This is a genomic window from Duncaniella dubosii, assembly GCF_004803915.1.
In the GTDB taxonomy this organism is placed as follows: domain Bacteria; phylum Bacteroidota; class Bacteroidia; order Bacteroidales; family Muribaculaceae; genus Duncaniella; species Duncaniella dubosii.
In genome coordinates this window covers 884,898-900,527 of record NZ_CP039396.1, presented here as the reverse complement: position 1 = coordinate 900,527, position 15,630 = coordinate 884,898, and the positions used below count along the sequence as shown (strand labels likewise).

Annotated in this window: 10 protein-coding genes and 1 pseudogene; 9 read left to right on the top strand and 2 right to left on the bottom strand. The window is 50.3% G+C overall.

Features of this window, described 5'->3' with window-relative positions:
- Window positions 1-9: 9 nt before the first annotated feature.
- The 9 genes from E7747_RS03955 (at window position 10) to E7747_RS03915 (ending at window position 11,049) form a co-directional block, all read left to right on the top strand.
- The gene (locus E7747_RS03955; protein WP_136414239.1) at window positions 10-1,422 is read left to right on the top strand and encodes an aldo/keto reductase; all 1,413 of its coding nucleotides are present in this window, start codon (window positions 10-12) and stop codon (window positions 1,420-1,422) included.
- Window positions 1,422-1,862, top strand: coding sequence for a DUF1893 domain-containing protein (locus tag E7747_RS03950; RefSeq protein WP_123615626.1), 441 nt, complete (start codon window positions 1,422-1,424; stop codon window positions 1,860-1,862). The genes E7747_RS03955 and E7747_RS03950 overlap by 1 nt, the downstream gene beginning before the upstream one ends.
- A gap of 14 nt (window positions 1,863-1,876) precedes the next feature.
- On the top strand, window positions 1,877-2,389 hold the full coding sequence (locus E7747_RS03945; protein ID WP_136414237.1) for an ECF transporter S component: 513 nt from the start codon (window positions 1,877-1,879) through the stop codon (window positions 2,387-2,389).
- Between the two features lie 827 nt (window positions 2,390-3,216).
- Window positions 3,217-5,193, top strand: coding sequence for a putative porin (locus E7747_RS03940; RefSeq protein ID WP_168185220.1), 1,977 nt, complete (start codon window positions 3,217-3,219; stop codon window positions 5,191-5,193).
- A 131-nt stretch (window positions 5,194-5,324) separates the two neighbouring features.
- On the top strand, window positions 5,325-6,254 hold the full coding sequence (locus tag E7747_RS03935; protein ID WP_136414233.1) for a transporter substrate-binding domain-containing protein: 930 nt from the start codon (window positions 5,325-5,327) through the stop codon (window positions 6,252-6,254).
- Window positions 6,255-6,460: 206 nt separating this feature from the next.
- Window positions 6,461-6,994 (top strand): HdeD family acid-resistance protein, encoded by a 534-nt coding sequence (locus E7747_RS03930; protein ID WP_136414231.1) that lies wholly within the window; start codon window positions 6,461-6,463, stop codon window positions 6,992-6,994.
- A gap of 738 nt (window positions 6,995-7,732) precedes the next feature.
- On the top strand, window positions 7,733-8,908 hold the full coding sequence (locus tag E7747_RS03925) for a DNA cytosine methyltransferase (RefSeq protein ID WP_123615631.1): 1,176 nt from the start codon (window positions 7,733-7,735) through the stop codon (window positions 8,906-8,908).
- 6 nt (window positions 8,909-8,914) lie between these two features.
- Window positions 8,915-9,766, top strand: a complete 852-nt coding sequence (locus E7747_RS03920; RefSeq protein WP_136414229.1) for a BsaWI family type II restriction enzyme — start codon at window positions 8,915-8,917, stop codon at window positions 9,764-9,766.
- Window positions 9,763-11,049: a replication-associated recombination protein A gene (locus E7747_RS03915; protein ID WP_123615633.1), complete on the top strand. Its 1,287-nt coding sequence runs from the start codon at window positions 9,763-9,765 to the stop codon at window positions 11,047-11,049. The genes E7747_RS03920 and E7747_RS03915 overlap by 4 nt, the downstream gene beginning before the upstream one ends.
- A gap of 47 nt (window positions 11,050-11,096) precedes the next feature.
- On the opposite strand, the gene E7747_RS03910 is transcribed toward E7747_RS03915, so the two are convergent.
- On the bottom strand, window positions 11,097-12,494 hold the full coding sequence (locus tag E7747_RS03910) for an efflux transporter outer membrane subunit (RefSeq protein ID WP_136414227.1): 1,398 nt from the start codon (window positions 12,492-12,494) through the stop codon (window positions 11,097-11,099).
- A pseudogene (locus tag E7747_RS03905) lies at window positions 12,491-15,630 on the bottom strand (efflux RND transporter permease subunit). The gene E7747_RS03910 and the pseudogene E7747_RS03905 overlap by 4 nt, the downstream one beginning before the upstream one ends.

Genomic DNA, 15,630 nt, shown 5'->3' with positions numbered 1-15,630 from the left:
CTCACAACTATGAAACAGGAAGATAAAAAGGGTTTGAACCGCCGCGATTTCTTGAAACGTCTTGGTGCCGGTGCGTCGGTGCTCGGCGTCGGTCTCGTCGGCTGTGATTCGAAAAACAATGTGGTGACCGGCAATCAGACCGCGCTCCACGACATCCCTGTCGACAAGATGGAATACCGTACCAATCCCAAGACTGGCGAGAAAGTGTCGCTGCTCGGCTATGGGTGTATGCGCTGGCCTACGGTCGGAGGCGGAAGCGGCCGCGATCAGGCAGACGAGATTGATCAGGAGATGGTCAACCGTCTGATCGACACCGCTATCTCGCATGGCGTGAACTATTTCGATACATCGCCTGCATATTGTAAAGGCCGTTCGGAGCGGGCCACCGGCATAGCTCTCAAGCGTCACCCGCGCGAGAGTTTCTACGTCGCCACCAAACTTTCAAACTTCTCCCCCTCGACATGGAGCAGGAAAGCCTCGCTCGACATGTATCACAATTCTTTCAAGGAACTGCAGGTCGACTACATAGACTATCTTCTTCTCCACGGAATCGGCATGGGCGACGACGGCATGGAGGCGCTCCGTGGCCGTTATATTGACAACGGCGTGCTCGACTATCTGCTTAAGGAGCGCGAGGCGGGACGCATCCGTAACCTCGGCTTCTCCTATCACGGCGATATCGCCGTGTTCGACTATCTTCTGTCGAAGCACGACGAATACAAATGGGATTTCGTGCAGATTCAGCTCAACTATCTCGACTGGAAGCATGCCAAGGAAATCAATCCGCGCAACACAAACGCTGAATATCTCTATGGAGAGCTTGCAAAACGCGGCATCCCTGCCATAATAATGGAGCCTCTGCTCGGAGGCCGTCTGTCTAACCTGCACGACCATGTGGTGGCGCGTCTGAAGCAGGCCGAGCCTGACCGCAGCGTGGCTTCGTGGGCATTCCGCTTTGCCGGGACTCACCCCGATGTGCTGACCGTCCTCAGCGGCATGACCTATATGGAGCATCTTGAAGACAATCTGCGCACCTACGCTCCCTTCAAGCCGCTCACCGACGATGAAATGCAGTTTCTCTATGACACCGCCGACTTGATGATGCAATATCCCACCATTCCCTGCAATGACTGCAAGTATTGCATGCCCTGTCCCTACGGTCTCGACATCCCGGCCATATTACTGCATTATAATAAATGTGTCAACGAAGGAAATATCCCTTCCGGGCGTGATGGAGACGAATACCGCCGTGCGCGGCGCGCCTTCCTCGTGGGCTACGACCGCTCAGTCCCGCGTCTGCGTCAGGCGAGCCACTGCATCGGCTGTAATCAGTGTGGCCCGCACTGTCCGCAGTCGATCGACATCCCGGCCGAACTTCACCGTATCGACGCTTTTGTCGAACAGCTTAAACAGAATGTGTGATGATTCCGGCAGCTGAATTCCGTCAGACAGCCATTGACCGTCTCCATGCCGTACCCTGCTCGTGTGTGATAGTGAGAGGCGACAGTGTGACCGTCTGCCACGGACGCGGTGTAAGTGACCTATACAGGATTTATACCACACAGCCGTGGTTGCTTTCCGGTGCATTCGTTGCCGACAGGGTGATAGGCAAGGGGGCTGCCGCCCTCATGATTGCAGGAGATGTCGCAGGTGTCTACACCGACCTGATAAGCGTTCAGGCTCTCGAACTGTTTCGCTCGGTCGGCATCGAGCCTGAGTTTGCCCGCAGTGTGCCCAACATCATCAACCGCACCGGCGACGGCATCTGCCCGGTCGAGACACTGTGTCGCGACTGTGTCACCGCCTCTGCGTGTATCCCGCTGATCGCGGACTTCATTGAAAAGATAAATCAGAAACATTAAAAACTCCAATCATAATGGACGCAACTCTACGACTCCACTCACTGCCCTTCAGCAGTGTCCGCACTTATCTGACGGCAGCCTTGTTTGTCATAGGCAACATTGCCCTCCCGCAGCTCCTCCATCTTGTCCCGCAGGGTGGTGTGACATGGCTTCCGATCTACTTCTTCACACTCGTCGGTGCTTACAAATATGGCTGGCGTGTCGGGCTTCTTACGGCTCTTGCCTCACCAGTGGTCAATTCACTCATGTTCGGCATGCCGCCGGTGGCTGCTCTTCCTGCCATCATGCTCAAATCCGTACTCCTTGCGCTCATCGCCGGATGGACCGCCTCGTGCTTCAACAAAGCTTCCCTGCTCATGCTTGTGGCTGTCGTGCTCGGCTATCAGGTGCTCGGCACTCTTGGCGAATGGGTCATGAAAGCCGACTTCTATGCTGCCTGTCAGGATTTCCGAATCGGTATCCCCGGCATGCTGCTTCAGATTATCGGCGGATGGATAATGATAAACTTCGTCATCCGTCGCAATTGAGCCATCCTCCCGCTCGACGGCTTTATCAACCTGTAGAGGAAACCGCAGATAATCAGCCGTATCAGGGGAATTAATGGAAACAATTGTGGTAATTTGTGCAACAATACTTATATTGAAGAGTATTAACTTTGTATCGTTTCTCAGAAAAAGCTGTCCGCATAGTAAACTCTATTCAGATAGTTCCTTGAATAAAAGGATTGTATATTTCAATATTCGGGCAGATGGTGTGTGATATATCGTCTGCTTTTTTATTGAATCTACGGTTTTTCTGTAGAATCTTAATCTATCGCATGAACAGAAACATTTTATCTCGATTCCAATCCGGTGAAATATACCTGAAATGTCGGATTGCATCTTGTCTGTCTACTTCTGATAGGAGAAATGGAGGTTGAGCCTCTGCGCGGGATTATCTGCGGATTTGTGAACGCGACGTTGAAAAAATCTGTTCAGAGTCTAATTTTGATAAAATGTTAACTGATGCTAATCAAATTACAATAAGTTAGATGTAAGTGTTAATAAAATAGCAAAAAGTTGGTTTAGATTAAAAAATAATGTTAAAGCAACAATGTTTTTAAACATAAAAATTTGGAGTCTCCCAAAAACTCCCTACCTTTGCATCAGTTTTTCATGGTATTAGATTTAAGGTAAGAAGATTATTCGTCGTGATGACGGATAATTTTTTTTTGTCCCCGGCTCACAAGGAGCAGGGGCTTCGAAGATACCGGCCAATTCAAATCAGGTGTTGGCATCTAAATTTCATCACACCGCCACTTTTATTGCCGGAGCGGTGGAAAAACGCTGATTTTTGTGTACATTTGCAGTCACTTATGAAAAAATATATACTAATTATTTTCACCATAATAGCGGCCGGATTCAGCGTCGCGGCTGCCGATGATATTCCCGACGACTCACTGTCATATTCATGGCGCGTCGTGCAGCCGCTCGGGCTGCGTGAACGTATGCCACTCGACACACTCCTCTACAACTATCATAAGACTGCCGTTCCCTCGTCCTACAGCCCTGCATTTGCCACCACCGGCAATCAGGCATCGGTCGGCAAAAATATGATATTCATGCAGAGCAATCCGATGAGCGATTTCTTTTTCCGCGATGCCAAGCAGTTCTGGATTCCCGACATAGAGACAATGCGTTTCTACAACTCGCGCATCCCGATGACCCAGCTTGGCTACAATACCGGTGGCGGACGTGAAATTGCTCAAGACTGGCTGCGCATGATGTTCTCCGGCAATCTCAACAAACGAACGCAGATCGGTGCACAGCTCTCATACCCCTATTCAAAGGGTAGCTACAACTATCAGGCAGCCAAGGGAATGGTCTGGGGCCTGTCAGGTTCATATACTGGCGACCGCTATGAGTTTCAGGGATTTTTCAATGCCTACAATATGCTCAACAAGGAGAACGGCGGCATCACCGACGACCTCTACATCCTTGACCCGGCTCAGCTTCAGGGCGGTGTCTCGTCGATTAACGCTAAGAGTATTCCGACCAACCTTACGGCCGCCCACTCGCGTGTCTCAGGCAAGCAGTTCTACATGAACCACCGCTACAAGGTGGGCTACTGGCGCGAGGAAAAGGACGAAAACGACTCTATCGTATCTCGTGAATATATCCCCGTGTCGAGTTTCATCTGGACTTTCGACTACAACGCTGCGCGCCACAAATTCACAAACACCAGCGCGTCGGAGGAGGAGAGTTTCTGGACAAACCACTACATGAGTACGGCAGCCACCACCGACAAGACCAGCTACAGCTCCATGCGCAACACCGTCGGTGTCTCCCTGCTCGAAGGTTTCAACAAATATGCCAAGGCCGGGCTCGGAGCGTTTCTCACCCACGAACTGCGCACCTATCATCAGACCGACGACACTCTTGCCATATCAGGCCCTGACCGTCCGGAGGGGCTGACTCCCTATCCGTTCGAGTCGCGTCTCAAAGGCAAGGAGACACAGAATCTCCTCTATGTCGGCGCACAGCTCGTCAAGCAGCAGGGGCATCTGCTCAATTATGAGGCGACGGCAAGTCTCGGACTCATCGGCCCGGTGGCCGGCGAAATCAAGGCCGACGGCAATGTCTCGACCCGTATCAAGCTTCTCGGCGACACAGTTACGGTCAAGGGCTACGGTCATTTCAGCAACACGACCGCGCCATATCTCATGAACAACTATATCTCGAACCATTTCGCGTGGATGAATGATTTCGGCAAGACTCGCCGGCTGCGTTTCGGTGGCATACTGAATCTGCCTCACACCGGGACACATGTCGATGTCGGGGTCGAAAACGTCCAGAACCACATCTATTTCGGCCCGGATATGCTTCCCGTCCAGAACGGAGGAAGCGTGCAGGTGTTCAGTGTGCAGCTTCAGCAGAATTTCCGCTGGAGGGCGCTCAACTGGGAAAACTCGCTCATCTATCAGAAATCGTCGGACGACGCGGTCATCCCGCTCCCGCAGTTTGCCGTCTATTCGAATCTTTTCCTCAACTTCAAGGTGGCCAAGGTGCTTGAGGTGCAGATGGGTGTCGATATGGATTACTACACGAAATATTATGCGCCCGGCTATCAGCCCGCGACAATGGCTTTCTACAATCAGCGCGAAATCAAGTGTGGCAACTATCCGTTTATGAATGCCTACGCCAATTTCAAGCTCTCGCGCGCGCGTTTCTTCGTGCTCTATTCCCATCTCAATCAAGGGCTGTTCGGCAACGACGACTATTTCTCGCTTCCGCACTATCCGCTAAATCCGCGACGTTTTCAGATGGGTGTGATTGTCGATTTCATGAACTGATTTCCGCTCATTTCGACTGCGGTTTTTAACAATAATTCAAACACAACGCCTTTTCGGAGAGAAATTTTAGCAAACCCATAAAGCCCGGCCGGTTGTTTATATAATTGATATATAAATGACCGGCTTTGCTTATGTCAAATGACAATCATACACCGGATCGCTCTTCCAATGGCGGTCAGACCGTCCCCGACAGACACAAGGGACTCCGTTCGCTCTTCCGCGCACCCAGCGGAGGCATACTGCTGTCGCTCTTGCTGATGGCAATCTTCGTTGTGGTTACAGTCAAAGGCTGTTCTTCGCCCGTCCCGTCGCGCGGATATGAGTATGTCCGCGGCCGTGGCGACACCATCAACGTGGCCATAGACTATTCGCCAATGTCCATATACCGCTACGGAGACTCTCTCGCGGGCTTCAACTATGAAATGATGAAGGGGATGGCCGCTCTCTACGGCGACCATGTGAAATTCTATCCCATTGCGTCGATCAACGAAGCCCTCGATGAACTTCAGAGGGGAAAATATGACGTTGTGATTTCCGACCTGCCCATCACGGCCTCACGTCGCGAGAGTTTCCGTTTCACCGAGCCGGTCTATCTTGACAAACAGGTGCTCATCAGCCGCGATACCACCATCCGTTCGCGTCTCGACCTTGCCGGGAAAGAAGTGTGGGCGCTCAGAAACTCTCCCGTGGCCGAGCGTCTGCAAAACCTCTCGCATGAAATCGGCGACACTATTATCATCCGCCATGACTCGATCCGCAGCGCCGAACAGCTGTTCATGCTGACTGCAATGGGCAAAATTCCCCGTGCGGTCATAAATGAGGCGAAGGCCACTCTGCTCGCAAAGGATTATCCCGAGGTCGATATCTCCACTCCGGTCTCATTCACGCAGTTCCAGTCGTGGGTGGTCAACAAGTCGGACTCGGTGCTCGCCGACACGCTCGACGCTCAGATACGCCGGTTCAAGGAGACTCCAGAATATGAAGCCCTTGTCAGGCGCTATCTGACGCATGTGGTCGAGGATGCCGTGACGCAGTCTGCCGACACGACCGCTAAAAAGTGAGAATCAGACAGATGACATCAACAAATTTCAGCCGGCGTGTGTTATTCTAATAAAATGAAACGCACAGAGCCGCGTGCTCTCAACCTTCTTCCCGCATGAAACGCTCCGGCCGCCGGGCCGGCCAACCTCACGGACAGGGATGACTTCTCTAAGTATATATAGGATAAGAAAAATAAATTTCAACTATTAATCAAAAATAAGTCGTTATGAAAACGCTCATTGAAAAATTCTGGGGTCAGACCCGCTATTGGTGGGTTGTCCTCTGCGCGGGAATCCTTATGGTTATCTGCGGATTTGCCTACTGGTTCTGGCCGGTAGCCGGTTATGCGGTTGCTTCACAGATATTTGGCTGGCTTCTCCTTCTCGTCGGTATCGTTCAGCTGCTCGTAGCCTCCGGTCCTAACCGTGGCAGTGGCTGGGGATGGTGGCTTGCCGGAGGTGTGATCGATATCTTCATCGGATTCATGCTCGTGCGCAGCATAGTCCTTTCGGAAATGGTGTTCCCTTACTTTATTGCATTTATTTTCATCTACTGGGGCATCAGTGCCGTGTGCAGTGCTGTCGTCCAGAGCGGTCGCCGCTACTGGTGGCTATATCTTGTCAACGGTATACTGCTCATGCTCATCGGTTTCTTCTTCATTGAGGCCGGATGGCTTCAGGACATGGCGATGACAAGCTTCCTGACATCTCTGGCATTCATCTACTGGGCTTCTCGATTGCGATGCTCTCGTACGACATGAAACCTGTCTACCGCCGCTGACCGTCATAACGGCTCTTTCACTCTTTGGCTTGCCCTGGCAGTTTCCTACCCTGCTGTCGAAGCCATGATATAAAAAAGATTAATGATTACGTCCGTGGTCTCCGCACAGTCTGTGCGCGGGACCACGGATTGTGTTTATGTCGTGGTGAGGACTGCCGTTTTGTCTTCCGAATTGTTTTTAATACATTTACAGTCAGTTATGAAAAATGCTTTATTATATAGTATAAGTCGATTTTTTGAAAAACATAAAAACATTCAATTTTGAATCCTAAGGCAAGAGAATGTCCGCATTGCCGTCGTCAGGTGTCGGTAGAAGTCGGTTCAAAATATTTCCTTCGTGGGACTGCGTATACGGTGCGATGTAATCACTGCGATACTGAATTGGCGCTAATCAGAGAGCCGGTACCGTTTAAATGGTGCCCGTTGGCTGGCTTTTTAAGTGTTGTGATACCAGGCGAATACTTTTTATTTGTGCGTCATATCGGTCTCATCAAGTCATTGACTTACGCAGCTCTGTTCGGGATATTGACAATTGGTGTCATAGCGTTTTACACAATAAAGCGAATCTATTTTAAAAGGGCGTAGGATTGAGCGTCAGGTGGATGAATGTTAATCGCTTATGCTGTTGCGTAGTGTCGGACCACTTTTGATTTGATGGAAAAAATGAGTAAATTTGCATTATTCAAATTTAGTATATTACGAAAGAGCAATTCTATATATGAAGAGAACTCTTACACATGTAGACTGTTTTGCTGGTCCGGGCGGTATATGTACGGGTCTCACAGCTGCTGGATTTAAAACATTAGTTGCAATAGAGTATGTTAAAACTTGTTGTGAGACATATTCAGCAAATCATCCAGAAGTACATGTCATACATTCTGATATTCGGAATGTAGGGATTGAAGATATTAAAAACCATGTGCCAGATTCAGGAGTGGATTTGGTAACATCAGGAATGCCATGTGAGACTTTTTCAACAGCCGGAAATACATCACGATCCTTTTACGATGATAGACAATTTTTATTCAGAGAGGGAATTAGAATTGCAAAATTAGTGAAGGCTAAAATGATTTTGTTTGAGAATGTCCCCGGTATAACATCAAAACGGACACAAAAAAATTCAGGAGCTTTTATAATCGATGTCTTGAAGTCAGAATTGGTAGAGGCAGGCTATGAGAATTATATAGAGATAATATTAGATGCTTCAAACTTTGGCGTTCCACAAAAGAGAAATCGTTATTTCATATTGGCAAGCAGAATTCCTGATTTGAAATTAGAGCCGCCAATACCTGAAACCAAAGGTGTGGTTACAGTGGAGGATGCGTTTAAGGGTTTGCCTAACGTTATTCCTAATACAGATACAGTTCCAACCGAGTATAATGGGGAAGAAAGTAACTATTCATTACGCTTGAAAAATGATAAATTCTGGCGAAGGAGTGAGGCATGTGTTGATTATCTCACACTACAGACGCCAATGAAACATAGGGATGCTACATTGAAGCGTTTTTCAATGCTTGAACAGGGAGAAGGTTTAAAAGATTTATTCTGTAAATTCTCATCTGAAAAAATAGCAGAATTTCAAGCTGCGAGAATCTTACCCAAAAAGATGTTTATAAAACGCAATGTCAGACTAAAGTTAAAAGAACCTTCATCAACTGTGACTAGTCACTGTCTGGATGAATTTGTTCATCCATTATACGATAGGGCTCTCACTGTACGTGAATGTGCCAGATTACAATCTTTTCCTGATTCGTATATATTCCATGGCCCATTTCTGGTACCGCATATAACAAAAGATGTACAGGATAAATATGAACAGATTGGAGATGCAGTTCCTCCTCTTTTGGCGTATGCTTGGGGTATGGCTATAAATAAGATTCTCAACCGAATATAAATTATTATGAACGAAGAAATAAAGGACTACTGTCTTGATACATATAAGTTTTTTTATGAAAAAAAATTTTCAGAGCTCTCAAGTAATGGAAGTCAAGATTTATCAAGACAAAAAGAGTTTGAGGTTGCGGCTCAGAAATATGCAATAAAGCATACAATTATTGATGGGCTGAAAATATATCCTAATCAAGTTGCTGCTTTATGGCATGCTATATACGAAGCTCATATTTATAGAAAATCCGGTATCAAAGATTTAAATGTAATTCAAAATGTCATTAGCGCGGATCAAAGTTGGAAAAAATCCAGTGGTCATGCTTTTGAAGAAATGATAAAGGAATTAGCAACTCTGGCCATGGGTAAGTATCCTATAGAATTTATACTTCAAAAAGATTTGAATACTCTTATAAAAGCTGGGGAGCTATCAAATGAACCGCGAGATATAAGTTGGCTGAAAGAGCAAGTAAAAGGAAATATATTTGATTTATATATTATATATACTAGGCAAAATAAGAAGTTTTGTTTTGGATGTGTACAGTGTAAAACTAGTATTCGAGATAGAGTGACAAGAGACCGAGAACCATCAATACATGCAATGGAAAGTTGTTTTTGGAGTATAGTATTTGTATTGGATGGAGATTATCTCAAAAATCCTAAGTTTCAGAATATGGTTAATGGAGGAACAAAGGAATTTCCAGAGAATGGTTGGCATGGGATGTACGATGTTTCGGGAGTCTATAATATTGGAAGAATATATCCGTTGGATTTAGACTTTAAAGTATTGCGTAAACATTCAAAAAAAGCTGCTGAAGATTGGATGAAACGACGACAGTGGTTTAAAAATGATTGGACACCAGAATGAATCAGCCTCTTGCCGAGCGCATGCGTCCGCGCTCACTTGATGATTATATAGGTCAGCTTCACCTCGTCGGGCCGGGCGGGGTGGTGCGTCGTATGATTGAGTCGGCTAAAGTGTCGTCGTTTATCCTCTGGGGGCCTCCGGGAGTGGGTAAGACCACGCTTGCACGCATCATTGCCAATTCGGTCAATGTGCCCTTCTATACTCTTTCGGCTGTGAGCGCCGGGGTCAGGGATGTCCGCGAGGTCATCGAACGGTGCAAGTCAGATGCCATGAGCATGTTTACAGGTGGCCGTCCGATTTTGTTTATCGATGAAATCCACCGTTTCAGCAAGGCGCAGCAGGACAGTCTGCTCGGCGCTGTCGAGAGCGGGGTGGTGACTCTTATCGGCGCGACGACCGAGAATCCGTCGTTCGAGGTGATACGTCCGTTGCTTTCGCGTGCACAGGTCTACACTCTCCGTCCTCTTGAGCAGTCGGATCTGGAGCTTCTGCTTGACCGTGCGGTCAATGGCGACGAGACTCTTATGGCTCATGGTGTGAAGGTCGAGGAGACTACGGCGCTTTTCCGGTTTGCGGGCGGTGACGCACGTAAACTGCTGAATATCCTTGATTTGCTTGAACAGTCTACACCTCAGGGTGAGCCTGTGGTCATAAATGACCGTGTTGTGACCGACCGTCTTCAGGAGAATCCCGCCGCCTATGATAAGAATGGTGAGATGCACTACGATATCATCTCGGCTTTCATCAAAAGCGTGCGCGGCTCAGACCCTGATGCGGCTCTTTATTGGCTCGCCCGCATGATTCACGGTGGTGAGGATCCTGAATTTATCGCGCGCCGTCTGCTCATACTTGCGGCCGAGGACATAAGTCTGGCTAATCCCAATGCGTTGCTGCTGGCCAATGCGACCTTTGACGCCGTTCATAAGCTTGGTTTTCCCGAGGGGCAGATTCCGTTGGCCGAATGTACGGTCTATCTCGCGCTGTCGCAGAAGAGTAATTCGACTTACATGGCTCTCCATAAGGCAATGGACCTTGTTGAGCGTACAGGCGACCTGCCCGTGCCACTGCATCTGCGCAATGCTCCGACATCGTTGATGAAAGATATGGGCTATGGCCGGGATTATAAGTATTCACATAATTATCCGGGTAATTTTGTTGTGCAGCAGTTCATGCCCGACCGGCTCGGCCATGTTGACCTGTGGCAGCCGTGCGACAATCCGGCAGAAATGCGTTCGGCCGCCCTCCAGAATCAGCGTTGGCAATCAGGAGAGGTGAAGGAGTGATTTTCAGAGTTCGGATGTCGGGTGTGAGGTAGCAGTGGCTGGGGGGATCATCCTTCGTCGGTGCGCCCGTCGTCGGTGGTCCAGCCGCCGCCGAGGACTTTGTAGAGGTTGATAATTGCCAGATATTCGTCGCGAAGGGCATTGCTGACACCAATCTGGGCATCGAAGTAGCGCCGTTGCGCGTCAAGGACATCAATGTAGTTTAGCGTTCCCGCCCGATATTGCAGATGGGCAAGCTGAACGTATTTCACTGTCGCATCGCGAAGCTCGACTTTGAGCCGGCTTGTCTCCTTGACACGTTTGTAGGTCGACATGGCGCTGTTGACTTCGGTGAATGCGTTGATTACAGCTTTTTCATAGTCGTAGCGAGCCTGATCATAGACAGCTATTGAAGCCTGATATTTGCGCTTCTTGCGTCCGAAATCAAAAATTGAGCCTGTGATAGTGCCTATTGAATAGGTGAAAGGGGATTCGAAGAATTTCGACAGAGCGTCGTTCTCGAAACCGGGAGTGAATGCAAGACGCAGGTTAGGGAAGCGGTTGGCATAGTTCACGCCTACATCGGCCATTGCAGCAGCCAGACGGCGTTCGGCCGCGCGGAGGTCGGGACGGCGTTCGAGCAGGGTCGAAGGGAGTCCGGCCGGAAGTGATTCCGGGAGGGTTATGTTGAGTGCAAGCTGTCCGCGTTCGAGAATTTCGCGTGGATATTCGCCCATGAGCAGTGTGATTGCATTGCGGGCTTCGGTAATCTGGCCTTCTATATTCGGAATTAGAGAAGCCGCAGAGGCATACTCCACTTTGGCCTGCTGATAGACCGTCTCGGAGGTGAGCCCACCTTCGAAGCGGATGCGTGCCTGTTCGAGTGACTCTTCGCGGGTGGCGAGCGTCTGGCGGACAATTGCAAGCTCATTGTCGAGCGCCACGAGACGGAAATAGGCCGAGGCCACGTCGGCAATTAGTGTCATGCGCATGGCATGCAGGTCGTCGACCGTCGCTGCGAAACGCGCCGCTCCGCTTTTCTTGGCCCATGACAGCGAACCCCACAGGTTTACTTCCCAGTTGACTGTAAGTTTGAGGTCGTATTCGGGGTCTTTGGTTGTCGGACCGCTGTTATATTTGTTTGTCTCGTAGTTCGCGCCGGCGAGTCCGGTCACTTCAGGCAGCATATTGGCCTTTGCAATACCATAGAGCTGACGTGCTTCTTCGACGCGTGCGGCAGCCTTGAGCAGATCGCGGTTGTTGTCGAGAGTGAGACGGATGAGGTGACAGAGCGTAGAATCGGTGTAGAAGTTCCACCAAGCCATGTCGGCGACACAGGCAGAGTCGGACTCCAGTCCGGGCATGTAGGCTTCCGGCATTTTAGAGTCGGCGGGGGTGAGATTTTTTACTCCCGAGCAGCCGGTCATGGCTGTAAGTGCTATTATGAAGAATATTATTTTTTTCATTGTTGAGCGTTTTCAGAGTTGGCATTTGTATTTTCAAGCTGTTTTTTCGAGCTACGGTTTGTCAACTTATTTATGGCGACAAAGAAGAATGGCACGAAAACTATGCCGACAGTGATGGCGACGAGCATTCCGAAGAACACACCCGTGCCGATGTCGCGGCGGGCGGCTGAACCGGGGCCTGATGCGAAAAGAAGCGGAAGAAGACCGAGCATGAACGCCAGCGAGGTCATGACAATCGGGCGGAAACGGAGACGCGCCGCTGTAAGAGCCGCATGGACAGCATCGACACCCTTGTCGACTTCCTCCTTGGCGAACTCGACGATGAGGATGGCATTTTTTGCGACGAGTCCGACAAGCATCACCAGACCTATCTGGAAATAGATGTTGTTTTCAAGTCCGCACACCCAGATGCCGAGATATGCTCCGACTCCCGCTATAGGGAGCGACAGGATGACGGCGAGAGGCACACTCCAGCTTTCATACTGAGCGGCGAGGAAAAGGAATACGAAAAGCAATGCCAGTCCGAGCACGAGTCCGGTGTTTCCGCTCTCGTGTTTCTGCTGATAGGATAGGCCGCTCCACTCAACGCCGATGTTTTCGGGTAGGTGTTCGCGTACAATGTTTTCAAGCGCGTCCATTGCCTGACCGGTGCTGTAGCCGTGGGCTGCCTCGCCGGATATGGTGGCGGAGTTGAACATGTTGAATCGGCCGATAGTTCCCGGGCCCGTGGTGAAATGTGATGTTCCGAGCGATGAGATCGGAACCATCACATCGTTAGCTCCGCGGACGAAGAAGAGATTGATATTGTCGCGTCGTGAGCGATAGGGGCGTCAGCCTGTATGTAGACACGGTAGATGCGGTTGAACATATTGAAGTCATTGACGTAGATCGAACCGGTGAAAGCCTTCATGGTCGAGAATATGTCGCTGACGGGGATTCCCTGCATCTTCGCACGGTCGCGGTCCACGTCAAAATAGAGCTGTGGAATATCGGCCTGCATTGATGTCGAGATGTCGGCCACGGCGGGACAGGTTGCGGCATAGTGGCGCAGGGTGTCGACAGCGTTCTGCAGATCGGCATAAGTCGCGTCGGCTCTCGCTTCAAGCACCATTTCAAAACCGCCAGAGCTTCCGAGACCGGGTATGATCGACGGCGAGAATACATAGGCACGGCTTTCGGGATATTTCGAAAGCTCGGAGTGGATACGCGAGCGGATTTCGGTTATGTCGTGGGTTGAGCGTTCCTCCCACGGTTTGAGAATGACAGTCAGCTGCGAGTGAGCCGGATTTGTGCCGACACGTGGCGACGAACCTGTCACGTTGAGCACATAGGCCACGTCGGGGTCGGAAAGCAGATAGTTCATGGCGCGGTCAGTCACCTCGCGGCTACGCTCGATGGTAGCTCCTTCAGGTAGCTCAAGCTCAACTGTGAAGTAGCCCTGATCCTCCTGCGACATGAAGCTGCGGGGCATAAGGGAGTTCATCATGTAGATGAAAACAAGAGCTAGACCGAAAGCCGCATACATGCGCTTGGGATGGTTGAAAGTTCGGGCTATCATGCGGCAATAAGTCTTGTTGCCACGGTTGAGCCAGATGTTTATGAGGCGGAAAATTTTGGCTTTCTTGCGCTTGGTTGCCGGTTTAAGGAGCTTGGCACACATGACGGGCGAGAGAGTGAGCGCGACGATTGTCGAGATGATGACCGACACGGCGATGGTGACGGTGAACTGGCGGTAGAGCTGTCCGGTGATTCCCGGCAGGAAGCTCACAGGGATAAACACTGCGCACAGCACGAGCGACATGGCTATGAGTGCGCTGCCGAGATTGCCCATAGCCTTGGCTGTGGCCTCCTTCGGTGAAAGATGCTCGGTGTTCATGATGCGGTCGACATTCTCGACCACGACGATGGCATCGTCAACCACGATACCGATTGCAAGTATGAGGCCAAGGAGTGTGAGCATGTTGAGCGAGAATCCGAATATGAGCATGACTCCAAATGTGCCGACAAGCGAAATCGGGACGGCAATGACCGGGATTAGGGTGGTGCGCCAGTTCTGGAGAGATAGGAACACCACGAGAATCACGAGTATAAGAGCCTCGAAGAATGTGCGGTAGACATGGTGGATAGACTCCGAGATATAGGTAGTCATGTCGAACGGAATCTCATAGCTGATGCCTTCAGGGAAGTTTTTGGCGATGTTTTCCATTTCAGCCTTTACAGCTTTCGCCACTTCCATAGCGTTAGCGCCGGGGAGCATGTTGATGTTGAGTACGGCAGCGTTTCCTCCGTTTATGCCGCTCTCTGTGGCATAGCTCGACGCTTCGAGAGAAACGCGGGCGACGTCGCGCAGACGGATGAACGATCCGTCTGGGTTGGCGCGGAGCACGATGTCCTCGAATTCGCCGACCGATGAGAGTCGGCCCTGCGCTATGATCGGCATTGTCACGTCGATGTCTGTCGCCGGGGCTTGTCCGAGCGCACCGGCTGCTGATTCGCGGTTCTGGTCCTTAAGGGCGTTCTGCACGTCCTTGACGGTCAGTCCGAGGTCGGCGAGCTTGTCAGGCTCGACCCATATCTGCATGGCATAATAACGGCTGCCGACGTTACTCACACTTCCGACACCGGGGATACGGCGTATCGGGTCGAGAACGTTGAGGGTAGTGTAGTTACTGAGGTATATTTCGTCAAATTTCGGGTCGTCGGACAGGATTGAAATAGTCATGAGACGGCTTGCGGTCTCTTTTGACACAGATATGCCATTCTGGACTACTTCGGCGGGAAGACGTGATTCGGCCTTCTTTACGCGGTTCTGGATGTCGACGGCGGCGAGCTCGGGATCGGTGTCGATGTCGAAAGTCACGAGAGCCGAGAATCCGCCGGAGTTGGAGCTTGTCGACGACATGTAGATCATGCCCGGAGTGCCGTTGAGTTCCTGCTCGATCGGGGTGGCCACGGCCTGTGTGACGGTCTGTGCGTCAGCGCCGGGATAGGAGGCACTTATCTTTACGATAGGCGGAACAATCTGGGGGTACTGGTCGACAGGCAGGAGGGTCAGGCCGATACCTCCGATGATGAATATCACGATTGATATTACGATGGAGAATACCGGATGTTCGAGAAAGAAGTTCTTTTTCAT

Excerpts from the sequence above, each read along its gene's own strand:
- E7747_RS03955 (WP_136414239.1), top strand. The coding sequence starts at position 10 with ATGAAACAGGAAGATAAAAAGGGTTTGAACCGCCGCGATTTCTTGAAA.
- E7747_RS03950 (WP_123615626.1), top strand. The coding sequence starts at position 1,422 with ATGATTCCGGCAGCTGAATTCCGTCAGACAGCCATTGACCGTCTCCAT.
- E7747_RS03945 (WP_136414237.1), top strand. The coding sequence starts at position 1,877 with ATGGACGCAACTCTACGACTCCACTCACTGCCCTTCAGCAGTGTCCGC.
- E7747_RS03940 (WP_168185220.1), top strand. The coding sequence starts at position 3,217 with ATGAAAAAATATATACTAATTATTTTCACCATAATAGCGGCCGGATTC.
- E7747_RS03935 (WP_136414233.1), top strand. The coding sequence starts at position 5,325 with ATGTCAAATGACAATCATACACCGGATCGCTCTTCCAATGGCGGTCAG.
- E7747_RS03930 (WP_136414231.1), top strand. The coding sequence starts at position 6,461 with ATGAAAACGCTCATTGAAAAATTCTGGGGTCAGACCCGCTATTGGTGG.
- E7747_RS03925 (WP_123615631.1), top strand. The coding sequence starts at position 7,733 with ATGAAGAGAACTCTTACACATGTAGACTGTTTTGCTGGTCCGGGCGGT.
- E7747_RS03920 (WP_136414229.1), top strand. The coding sequence starts at position 8,915 with ATGAACGAAGAAATAAAGGACTACTGTCTTGATACATATAAGTTTTTT.
- E7747_RS03915 (WP_123615633.1), top strand. The coding sequence starts at position 9,763 with ATGAATCAGCCTCTTGCCGAGCGCATGCGTCCGCGCTCACTTGATGAT.
- E7747_RS03910 (WP_136414227.1), bottom strand. The coding sequence starts at position 12,494 with ATGAAAAAAATAATATTCTTCATAATAGCACTTACAGCCATGACCGGC.